We start from the raw sequence: 10,801 nt of genomic DNA, 5'->3' as shown, positions 1-10,801 counted from the left end.
CCGACCATAGCTGTTGGTTCGATTCTCTTTGCATTGTTGCGACTCCGTTCTGTTATGGGAGCCGCCAGTTTGTTTACCTGGGATCAGGAATGGAAGGTGGGGTAAATATCCCGCTTACCAACAAACGCATTTGGTCAAAAGCGCCCATTGAGCTTCCGTGATCTCGGTCTGACATACCTTGTCGATGAAACAAGCATCCAGATCGAAAGGTCACCGGTCGAGGGCGGCCAGCGTGATGCCCGAACGACGGAGCGGAGCGTTTTTCGGCTTCTTTTGACCGGACTGGACGACAGTGCGATCGTCGCCGTTGAAGACCCGAAAAAGTTTAACGCTGCCAAACAGGTCCGTCTCGAAGTCATCGATGAGATGACCGCCGAGGTCGAGGCGGCAATTCAAAAGGAGTTCCCGGATGTCGAAGGCCTGGAGGACCAGCTCACGCAACTGGAGCAGTCCGTCGAAGGAGCGGGGTTAACTTTTGCAAGTCTGCAAACCTCGATCCGCGGCCTCTTAACTGAAAAGCTCGACTTGGCACGCTCCATTCCGGATACTGCCAGCCGGTTAGATGAGGTGAATCTTCACATCAATCGCTTCGAGCAACTACAGGAGATCTATACTTCGGATATGGATAGATTGGCGGCCTTGGAGGAAGCTGGCTTCCTGCTGGGTTTGTCCTCCACACGGGAATGCGCGCTGTGCGGTGCAGCACCCAGTGCCCAGGCCCACGCTCATGATCACCAGGACATATCCTTAGTGAGAGAGGCGGCTCTCGTGGAGATAACCAAGATCCTTCGCCAATCCGATGAACTTTCGGCCGTACTCGTCACTCTCCAGGATGAGAAGTCGCGTCTCGACGAAGAACTGCCGATGCTCGCTGAGCGGCTCGGCAAGCTCGAGGCGGATATCGGCGATTTGACGCCACTGGCAGCGCACTCACAATCTGATTTGGCCCAGATCATTGCAGCGCGAGATCATGTGCAGCGCGGCCTTGCGCTCCAAGTGCAACGCGATGAGCTCTCGCGGCGCCGTAACGAGTACGAAGTGGCAAAGACGACACCCAAGGCGGATCGGCCTGATTTAACGTTGGTCGGCAGCGTCACCTATCATTTCGCGCAGGTGGTCAGCAGCGTCTTGCAACAGTGGGGCTTCCCAGGTGAACACCATGTTTCTTTCGACGACGGGACCTTTGACCTGAAGATTGATGGCAAGGCTCGTGTTGCGAACGGCAAGGGCGTCCGTGCAGTCACGCACGCTGCATTCAAAGTTGCCCTTTTGCTGTTCTGTCGGGAGAGGGGACTGCCGCATCCCGGGTTTCTAGTTCTAGACACGCCACTCTTAACCTATCGAGATCCGCTTAAGTCTCCAAAGTTTGGCGAGTTGGAGGACGACGAGCTCGTCCTTGCTGCGACATCCCTGAAGGATCGTTTCTTTGAACATCTGGCGTCGCTCAAAATCGACGCTCAGTTCATCATCCTTGAAAATGTTGACCCACCAGAGGGTCTGGAGGAAAAGGCTCATCTAGAGGTCTTCTCCGGCGGCGATGGACGACGCGGCTTATTCCCAATTTAGCTTATCTAGCAACGCTGCCGATCCGCATAAGATCGCGATGGTTAAAAGCGGTGCCGACGAAACAGCGGTCAACGCCGTCCGCGACGCCCAATCGTGGTGTGTGCATAGAACCCACGGTGAAGAGAAAAAATGCGGCGGATTCGGACTGGCAGAATCCTTAACGTACTATTTTTTCCGAATTCTGTGGGCGCCCCTATATGGCACCGCGCAGGACCGAAAACTATATGCTGTCGTCATGAAGGTGCCGTTGCGACTCCATCAGCACATTGATCAATCCCCGTACGAGTATCTGAGCTTCCGCCGGCAATGACCGTAGATCGTTGACAATGCTTGCCATGCGTGGATCCGTAGCGGTATCTTCCAAAAGTAACGACACATGCCGGTGGCGTTCACCTTCCCCGAATCGGAGCCAGGCAGCGTTTACACCCGTCCAATCCGCTAAAACTTGGATATTGCCTTGTGTAGGAATAGCATGGCCCAACAACCACTTGCGTGCAGCATGCAAAGTAACTCTTGCTCCGCCGGCTCGAAGATTAAAGCCATGCGCAACCTCTGTGGGAGAGCAGGAGAGCTCTGCCCGTTTCATCGCACTAATCAAGCGTTGTCCAAAGAGGGTTCGTTCGTCCGCGCCGGAAGATGTCTTCATACAGGAGATTTTAAGGCTAAAACCTTAGTATAAATCCTCTGCATGGTTTGTCGATACCGGTCATCAAGTTGACAACATATTCTTTCCGATCACGCCTGCCTGAGCAGCAGGTCAAGAAACGCCCGCAAAATTTTTCGGTCATGTACTTGCAGTATTAATACATCCTTTACCAGAGAGTCGCCGTCATAGTCACATATCGTACTCGAAAGGGGCCCTGTTGAACCATAACGCAACCACCACGGGTCCACCTCCAGCCACTCTGCCAATGCAATGATCTGAGCCAATTGCAAAACGATTTTTCTGAACTGGCCGACATCAGGAGAGCACGATTTTTCATCGCTTTTTAGTGATGCCGGACGAAATCTGATCGGTTACGGCGGCGGAATCATGGCTAATCTCATTTTTAGGACGTGGGGATGCCGTACCTGAAACGTTCGGGGCGGAATCGGGAGAAAGTTAAGCGGTATGGTCATCGTCGAAGTCGCATCAACTGGTCAGCACCGAGGGCGAGCAGCCCAAACTAAGCGTAGTGCTTGAGCCTCGCCACCACAGTCGTCCTCGAAAAAACGCTTGTCAAATAGCTCGCCGTTGCGGCGTAGAGCTACCTGTTGATAATAGCGCCCGAGACTAGGGTGCATTATGCGGTAAATGCCAATGCGCTCTGGCACATGGCGCAGCTTTTTTGCGGTATTTTTTTGGTTCACCTTGACAATCCTTGAGCTAGTTTTCAATATAAATTCCTCGGAGCACTATTGCAGCATTGCATCCGTCCTCTGCTTGGCGCGATAGAGGACTCAACCTCACAGCATATTTTTGAGATCAAAGACGTGCTGCACCCCCCTCATAGTGGGAAGGCCCGCGAGGACGATTGCTGGAGTGGTCACGATGTTGCCAAAAACCACTTCTGTAGCTCTTCATCACACACTAGTATTAGTTGCTAAATTAAAAAGATTATAGCGTAAATGGTATATAATAAACCAAAGTCTGACGCAGATTCCGGCGGCGGTGGCGGCGTGAAGCCCGTTCTTCAGCTTGCGTGCGCATCATTGTTAGTTTATCAAATATGAAATGGGAGATGCGGTATGAGCTTGCAGGATTTGGTTGGTAGCCGCCAACACAACCGCTTTTTGCGATTGTCTTTTCCGAACGGGGACGGGCCATCGGCGATGTTGCTCGTCAATCGCATCGACGCCTATGAAAGTCTCTCTAAGCCCTTTGAATTTTCAGTAGAGTTGCTGTCCGATGACCCGAACGTCGCGCTCAAGCAACTGCAGGGGAAAATGCTGTGCGTTGAACTGGTGCGCCGTGATGGAACCCTACGCTACTTCACCGGACGGGTTTTTAGCTTCTCTTTGAAGTCTGTCGATGGCGGCGTGTCGTTCTATGAGGCGAAGCTAGGGCCCTGGTACAAATATCTGAGCATGCGCAGGGATAACTACCTGTTTCACTATACGACAATGTACCAGCAGACTGCGAGTATATTTGGCGATTATGGCAACCTCGCTGACTGGGATTGGCGAGTGCAAGGCGCCGCAGACGTCATAACCGATTGCTGCCAGTTCGATGAAAGCGACCGTAATTTTCTGGAGCGTCGCTGGGTTTCGTCGGGCATTATTTATTGGTTTGAACATAGTCCCACCGGCCATAAGCTTGTTTTGTCGGACGATTCGACAAGCGCACCGCCGATTGATGGCGACCCCGAAATTCCGTATCAACGTCATGCAGGTGCCGCGCTGGAAGATGGCATCGGCGACTGGTCGCCTGGGCGTCAGATCGTCACCGGGAGTGTCGCATTGGCGTCATTCGACTTCAAGTCGCCGAACCCCGTATTATCGGCGCTGCCTTCCGTAAACCAGCAGGGGGATGTGCCGAACATCGAGTCGTACGAGTACACCGGTGCTCTAGGCTTCAAGGGTGGTAGCGGGGGACGCTCCCTGGCGCAGTTGCGCATGGAGGAAGTCGAAGCGGCCGGCAAACAGTTCGAGGCGGCGGGCAATAATCGTAGTGTGATGCCTGGACGTTGGTTTCGTCTGACTGGCCATTTCGACGCGAGCGGCACTCAGAACGACGCGCAAGCGCGAGAATTTTTGATCACGGAAGTTACACACTCCGCGTCGAATAATTATCACGTCAAGAACACCAGCGAGTCATTCTACGAGAACCGGCTGCAGTGCATCCGCAAAATTATTCCTTACCGTGCCGGACGTGACCACAACAGCGTGGAAACCAAGATCCATGGCATCCAGACGGCCACAGTAGTGGGGCCTGCCGGCGAAGAGATCCATACAGATGAGTATGGGAGGGTGCGGGTGCAATTTCACTGGGATCGGGCGGGTACGAACGACGAGAAGAGTTCTGCATGGATCCGCGTGGCGACCCCATGGGCAGGTGCGAGTTTCGGAATGACGACCATTCCTCGTATAGGTACCGAGGTGATAGTGCAATTCCTAGATGGAAATCCAAATCGCCCCCTGATTACCGGGATGGTCCCAAATGCGAATACGATGCCACCTTGGGCACTGCCAGCAAACAAGACACAAAGCGGTATTTTAACGCGGTCGACGCCGGGCGGGGAATATAACAATGCAAATGCCCTGCGTTTCGAGGATAAAATGGGTCAAGAGCAGCTTTGGCTCCACGCGGAGAAGGATCAACTCACTGAAGTCGAGCACGACGAAGATAAATGGGTGGGCAATGATCGCCGCAAAACTGTTGACCGGGACGAAACCAATCACATCAAGCGTGACAGAAGCGAAACGGTGGACCGTGATGAGTTGATTACCGTGCACAATAATCGTACAGAGCGCGTCGACCATTTTGAAAGAATTAGTATTGGGGATGATCGCGACGAGGAAGTCGGCGTAAACGAAACGATCAAAATCGGTAAAAGCCAAAGCGTGAATGTGGGTAAGGAGCAGACGTTTAAAGTTGGGGGGAATCGCTCTAAGTCCGTCGATAGGAACGAGAAAGATCGTATTGCAAGAAACTGGTCGATCAATGTCGGCAGGATGAAAACAGAAACCATTGGCATGGCTTATATGCAGAATGTGGGGATGGGGCGCATGGAAAACGTTGGCTTGGGCTATAACCTAAATGTTGGCATGATCATGGCCACCATCGTTGGAGTAAACCAGAGCACCAAGGTTGGCAAAAAAATCTCTATTACAGCAGGCGAAGAGCTATCGATTACCGTTGGGAAGGCGAGTTTGGTCATGAAAGCGGATGGCAGCGTCACTATTAACGGCAGTAAATTTAACTTTGAAGCAAGCGGGCCGGTGCAGATTTCCGGCAAAGATGTTGACATCAATTAATCCGGGCCGATATGCAATTTCGCAACCAAACGCCGTTTCCTGCACTTGGGTTCGAGGGAATTGACCAGTTCAATCAAGCATTCCACGTTGTTGCACTCCGGCAGACTCTAACGTGGGGAGGGGACGGCGAACTGCGCTATGCAGACGAGCAGGCGCCGCTATGTGAATCCGATGAGTTTTTTGGCCAAATTAATTCCAGCAGTGTGCGTCAGGAATCGGATCTATGCCAATACAAGCCGAAGTGCGATTTTATTGTCAATGCCACGGCTTACGCACCACTGGGTAAGCCAGTCCGGCGTTGCGGAGTTCGCATCGCTTTGATGCGACCTGACCAGTCTGCAAGCGTGCCTGAGCGTCCACATGGCTTGAACCCATTTAGCGCTCCGGAAGAACATCGGATGGAAGAGTGGCGCGCTGCAGTGAAGCGTGCGCAACAGAATTCCGTTCCTGGCGAACGTCTCGTTGACAAAAGCCTCACTGTGACTGGCGAGCGGGCTTTGGTTCGCAGACTGTGGCCTATACGTATAGGGGCGGCATTCTTGCGCCTGGGCAGTTTGGGACTCATAAGTGTACCCACATGGCGTCTTACGTCTCCAGAAATGTTTAGCCCGTTCCCGTTACGCAATGAATATGCCTACGGCGGAAGTTGCCGTATCAACCGCGGCGATCGCGCGGCAAAGTGGGTCGCCCGAAAGCATCGACTGAAAGCTGATGAGGTGGCTGTCCAGTCCTATGATCATGCGCCCCTGGCCGAGCAGGCGACTGCACGCTGCGCGTTTGAGAGCAACCCTGTCGGCTGTGGCTTTGCGCCGCGTTGGTATCTATTCGCCACCGGTGTCAAGCGGTTACCTGCACCTCGCGTCGAGGCCATTGATAATACTTTCAGTGCCACACAGTTCTGCAAAATTCCGATGCTAAATTCTGAAAAAATATCACGGAAGGCACTTACAGTAACTGGTTTTGGTACACGATCCAGGGTACATCCACACCGCCGCAACTTAGTAGGAACAATCGACCAGCAATTTATTAACAGCGCTGACTGGTTACCGAAAGACTTTGACTTTAATGTTTGGAATGCTGCTCCTATTGATCAGCAAACTGATTTTCTTTCCGGAAATGAGATTATTGAGCTTACGAATCTTTGCGCACCAGCGAGTCCAGGTTCCACGCGAGGCCCCACTGGCGATACTATTCTACGTTTACGTTTGCCGGGGCACGTCTGCACCTTGCTTATGAGAATGCGCGACGGAACGATGTTTTTTAATCCTATGCAAATCGACACCCTGATTGTCGAACCAGAAACACAGAGTCTCACCATCGTTTGGCGTGCAGTATTTGCTAAAACACCAGAAATTCGCGCGGTCGACGCCTATCTGCACGGTCGCTTTGAAGCGGAATATAGCCGCCTCCTACTTAACGAGCAGGAGAAAACGTCTGTGTCTGATCATCGAAAAATGGCGTTAGACGCTGGAAAAGAGGAGCTTCATGGGTAAGATTGGTGCAAGAAAGAATTCTATTTTGAAGGCAGTTTCGACTGCACCTTCTTTTAATAAAACACCTGTAGGCAGCAGCACACCGCCGGTGCCCTATCCAACCACACAAGACCTGTCAAATAGTGTTTCAGTGGCTTCGTCGGTACGATTTAACGGCGATCCAGCTTACGTGTTAGATAAGACTCAACAGCCCAGCTGCAAAGGCGATGATGCTGGCCTTGCCAAAGGCGTGAAATCGAACACAGTGAACGGTTATGTAAAACCCACCGGTGCGGCGGCTCATTTTCGCGCGGAAAAAAAATTTGTTGTGCGCCAAGGGGATACTAATGTGATGAATGGGGGAAATAATCCGGGGATCTATGTCACCTCGCAAATGCCTAGTCCGGTAGGCAGTGCCGCAATAGAGGGGGATGCAGACGAGCCCAGCCCGGAAATCGAAGCGGAAACGCCTGCTGAGCACACATTTTTAGGATGTCAGGCGCCGTTGTCTCTCCCCACACCTGAACCGTTTGCCAATACGGCTTCCTTGCTTGCGCTTGCGCTTAAAGCAAAACAATCAAAAACATCGACTGCGTCCTTGGTGCAGTTTGTCCCAGGTAAAAGAGGATAAAATATGGCGGTGTTGACGGGAGCGGGGTTTGCGCTCGGGCCAGTAGGCTGGGCTATTCTGGCAGTAGTCGCTGTGTGCGTTGTAGCCTATATAGTCATCGATAAAATCAAGAAGACTGGGAACGTTGAAGCTATAAATTTACCGAGCGAGAAGTCTGCCGATTCTCCTCCCATGACGGATGCAGAAAAGGAAGAGGCAGCGAGGCTTGACGCGGAAGCGGCAGCGGAAGCTGCTGCTGAGGATGCGACGACTGTTGTAGTGGGTACTGAGATCCTGAAGTGTGGTGAAGCAGGAACATACGGCGAATTATTGGAAAAAAGTGCAGACAAAAAATTTGATCGCGATCACGTCCCGTCAAAAGCTGCCCTACAAAAAGCAGCGAGAAAGTTATTGCGTGAGCGGAAAATCAGCTTAAGCGAAGATCAGGCAAAGGCACTTTTTGGTCCCAAAGGCGCCATTTCTCTCGCGGGGCGAACCATTGCCATCTTCCGAAAAGATCATCAAAAGCATAGCGATACTTACGGTGGTCGTAATAATGAAACCAAAATCCAAAACGACTCTGAAGAGCTTCAGAAAGCCGCAAAAAAAGATACTGAACGGATTGAGAATGCTGAGGGTAAAGAAATGGATGCCGATTGTGCTGCAAAATACGCTAAGGCTGCAGAAGAAATACGAAAAAAGACGCATGCAGAATATGAGAGTGAACTAAACTCTCTTATAGATGATATTATTAACACTATTCCTTAAAGTAGCTATGAAAATATTTGAAATCGCTAAGTTTTTCGGGTTTTCATCTAAGAATGAAGATTTGGATAAGTTCCTTTCAGCTCATGATATTTCTGAGCGTCCTATTTTTACTGAATCGCCTATTGAGTTGATAACTAGAAAAGAGCAGGGACTTTCACTATGGTTTGAAACGGACGATTATTATAAGGAAACTTACGGTCCATTACATAAAGAAGGTGGCATGATTTTAACTACAGTACAAGTTTATAGCGAATATCACGGGAGTAAATTTTCCCGCTATTTAGGAACTTTGCCTTTTGGATTACAATTTGAAAGCACTTTGGAAGAAGCTATCACTATTCTTGGACAGCCGCGGAATAGTCATCGATCAGGTCCACTCAACCAAATGTACAGTTGGTCTAATTTTCAAGGGTATCAAGTTAGCTTGAGTTTTTTGCCTGAAGGGAAAAAAATTGCTCTTTTGTCTTTGTCTCCAAAAGAAATATATGGAAATAATTAGAGCGTCGTAAGACAAATATTCGTATTTTTGAATTGTAATTGAAAAAATATAGTTTTGACATCGGAGCGTTTTTGTATTGCTCTGATCCGGAATTAATAACCTTGCGTCGCATTTAAAATGAATTCAAAAAATCCACCCGATGTTGATCTATTTATATCGCATTTGGGAAAGTCGCTCGGCAGCATTGATCGCTCTGTGTTCATTTACGCTAGGCAGCCTGATTTTACGCTACCGGAACATTCCCCTATTGGAGGGATTTTCTTTATAAAACTTGGATTTTCTATCACGTTTTGTCCCCCGGAATTTTATCATATGGATGATGCGCTAGCGGGCCAAGAACCAATCGTTACAAATATACAAATTTATTCGGGTGACGAGGAATATGGACATGTGCGTTATGGAAAATCTTTGCCGTTTAGCTTGAGCTTTGACGATAGCCGGCAGTCACTTAATAAGAAGCTCGGCGCACCAATTTGGCAGTTCCCTTTTGTCCCGCCGTTTAAACTTGAGCGATGGAACCTAGGCGACAAATGGTTATTGGTTGAATATTCTTCGGATATGTCCACAATAAGAATGATTCAGATCGGATTGGTTCCGAAAAAACCCAAGTTATCAATCTTACCTAAGATTGTGCAGCCGGACGTGCAGGCTCTGCTGTCTACATTTGGTAAAGAGCCGAAAGCTATACTCGCTCATCCGGGCTACGCTGGTATTGACATTTCCGGTGTTCCGAATGCTAGTATCCACGATGGCCGCTCCCACGAAATTGATGCTTTAGAGACCCATGGTGTTGAACTATATTTTCGCGCCTCTAAAAATCAACATCAAGCTGGGAAAAATATTCTTTCTGGCGCTCGTTATATACGCAAGGGGGTGAGTTGGTCCGCAGGATTCGACGGTCATTTGCCACAGGGCTTACGATTTGAAGATACGCCCGAAGTGGCTGTACGAAAAATAGGTAGTTTGCCCATCACTGGTAAAGCAGATGTACTTACCGGTTACTTTGTTTGGAAATTGCCAGAATATTTGCTTCAGGTAGGCTTTAGCGTAATGGAGCAACGCGTCAACCGTATTTTTATAGCGGCACATCCTTATTATGCACAATCTCTAATAGAAGCGCCGCTCGTTGTACAACCCTAGTCTGCGACTATTTTTCAGTAGCCGCGACCATGATCAAGCTGTATTGTTGAGATATCGGCTGTCGGATGGGATAGGAGCGGCTTTTGTTAAAGCCATTTTGTTCAATCTGGCATTTTTTAGATTGGGGTTTTACTTCATTAATTCTTTAAAAAAATCCTGTCGTCATTATATGAAAAACTTGTGCGACTTGTACCCTATTCGGTAGAGGTGGCGCAGTTATGCTGATTTATCGTAAATTTTTTGACATTACGGGCAATTATCGGTTATTGTTACAATAGTTTCTTGTAACAACTTAACACGAACGGAATATTTATGGATTTATCAAAACTTACTGTTGTAGATTTAACAGCACTGCGCAATGCTATCGCTGTCGAAATGAAAACTCGTGAAGCTGCCGCCATCGAAAAGGCGCGGACAGACATTAGCGCGATTGCAGCAAGCGTTGGCATCCCTGTTGCCATCCTTATGGGAAAAGCGAGTACAAAGGAGACTGGTGTAAAAAACAAGGCTGCCGTTAAATACCGTGATCCTTCCAATCCGAACAATCAATGGACTGGCCGTGGACGTTCGCCAGCGTGGGTTAAGGCCCTAGAAACAGCCGGTACGCTTGATAGCGCCAAGGTGTGATTCTGCGAGTACCTGCTCTGTAATAAAATAGACCCTGGAGTTCAATCCAGGGCTTTTTTATCGGGCTCTTATTCAGCTCGGGTTTCCGCCAACTCACGTTGCACAGTTTGTTTCAAGGTAGCCGGTGCGGTCTTCTGCGTCCGGTTAAGCGCATCCTGTGGC

The 10,801-nt window shown here is 49.7% G+C and carries 9 protein-coding genes; all 9 read left to right on the top strand.

Annotation, left to right across the window (positions count from 1 at the left end; all coding sequences use genetic code 11):
* Positions 1–147 precede the first annotated feature (147 nt).
* The gene (locus tag PO883_RS33005) at positions 148–1,566 is read left to right on the top strand and encodes a hypothetical protein (protein WP_289313555.1); all 1,419 of its coding nucleotides are present in this window, start codon (positions 148–150) and stop codon (positions 1,564–1,566) included.
* Entirely contained in the window at positions 1,538–1,876 is a 339-nt protein-coding gene (locus PO883_RS33000; RefSeq protein WP_289313554.1) for a hypothetical protein, read from the top strand. Before PO883_RS33005 ends, PO883_RS33000 begins: the two co-directional genes overlap by 29 nt.
* 1,418 nt (positions 1,877–3,294) lie before the next feature.
* Complete coding sequence (locus tag PO883_RS32995) at positions 3,295–5,523, top strand: type VI secretion system Vgr family protein (protein ID WP_289313553.1); 2,229 nt, start codon at positions 3,295–3,297, stop codon at positions 5,521–5,523.
* Between the two features lie 11 nt (positions 5,524–5,534).
* Positions 5,535–7,016 (top strand): DUF2169 domain-containing protein, encoded by a 1,482-nt coding sequence (locus PO883_RS32990; protein ID WP_289313552.1) that lies wholly within the window; start codon positions 5,535–5,537, stop codon positions 7,014–7,016.
* A complete protein-coding gene (locus PO883_RS32985) occupies positions 7,009–7,626 on the top strand; it encodes a PAAR-like domain-containing protein (protein WP_289313551.1) in 618 nt (205 codons plus the stop codon). Before PO883_RS32990 ends, PO883_RS32985 begins: the two co-directional genes overlap by 8 nt.
* Positions 7,627–7,629: 3 nt before the next feature.
* A complete protein-coding gene (locus PO883_RS32980) occupies positions 7,630–8,373 on the top strand; it encodes a hypothetical protein (protein WP_289313550.1) in 744 nt (247 codons plus the stop codon).
* A 7-nt stretch (positions 8,374–8,380) separates the two neighbouring features.
* Positions 8,381–8,872 carry a hypothetical protein gene (locus PO883_RS32975; protein ID WP_289313549.1) on the top strand — a complete coding sequence of 164 codons (492 nt, stop codon included), beginning with the start codon at positions 8,381–8,383 and terminating at the stop codon, positions 8,870–8,872.
* A 117-nt stretch (positions 8,873–8,989) separates the two neighbouring features.
* Complete coding sequence (locus tag PO883_RS32970) at positions 8,990–10,012, top strand: hypothetical protein (protein WP_289313548.1); 1,023 nt, start codon at positions 8,990–8,992, stop codon at positions 10,010–10,012.
* Positions 10,013–10,324: 312 nt separating this feature from the next.
* Positions 10,325–10,639, top strand: coding sequence for an H-NS histone family protein (locus PO883_RS32965; protein WP_289313547.1), 315 nt, complete (start codon positions 10,325–10,327; stop codon positions 10,637–10,639).
* Positions 10,640–10,801 lie beyond the last annotated feature (162 nt).

It is taken from the genome of Massilia sp. DJPM01 (genome assembly GCF_030348125.1).
Classification (GTDB): Bacteria; Pseudomonadota; Gammaproteobacteria; order Burkholderiales; family Burkholderiaceae_D; genus Telluria_A; species Telluria_A frigida.
Note: the sequence above shows the minus strand (reverse complement) of the source record. Positions and strands in the feature narration are given on the sequence as shown.

Bases quoted from the DNA above. Each gene is read 5' to 3' on its own strand.
- PO883_RS33000 (WP_289313554.1), top strand. From the start codon at position 1,538: ATGGACGACGCGGCTTATTCCCAATTTAGCTTATCTAGCAACGCTGCC.
- PO883_RS32995 (WP_289313553.1), top strand. From the start codon at position 3,295: ATGAGCTTGCAGGATTTGGTTGGTAGCCGCCAACACAACCGCTTTTTG.
- PO883_RS32990 (WP_289313552.1), top strand. From the start codon at position 5,535: ATGCAATTTCGCAACCAAACGCCGTTTCCTGCACTTGGGTTCGAGGGA.
- PO883_RS32985 (WP_289313551.1), top strand. From the start codon at position 7,009: ATGGGTAAGATTGGTGCAAGAAAGAATTCTATTTTGAAGGCAGTTTCG.
- PO883_RS32980 (WP_289313550.1), top strand. From the start codon at position 7,630: ATGGCGGTGTTGACGGGAGCGGGGTTTGCGCTCGGGCCAGTAGGCTGG.
- PO883_RS32975 (WP_289313549.1), top strand. From the start codon at position 8,381: ATGAAAATATTTGAAATCGCTAAGTTTTTCGGGTTTTCATCTAAGAAT.
- PO883_RS32970 (WP_289313548.1), top strand. From the start codon at position 8,990: ATGAATTCAAAAAATCCACCCGATGTTGATCTATTTATATCGCATTTG.
- PO883_RS32965 (WP_289313547.1), top strand. From the start codon at position 10,325: ATGGATTTATCAAAACTTACTGTTGTAGATTTAACAGCACTGCGCAAT.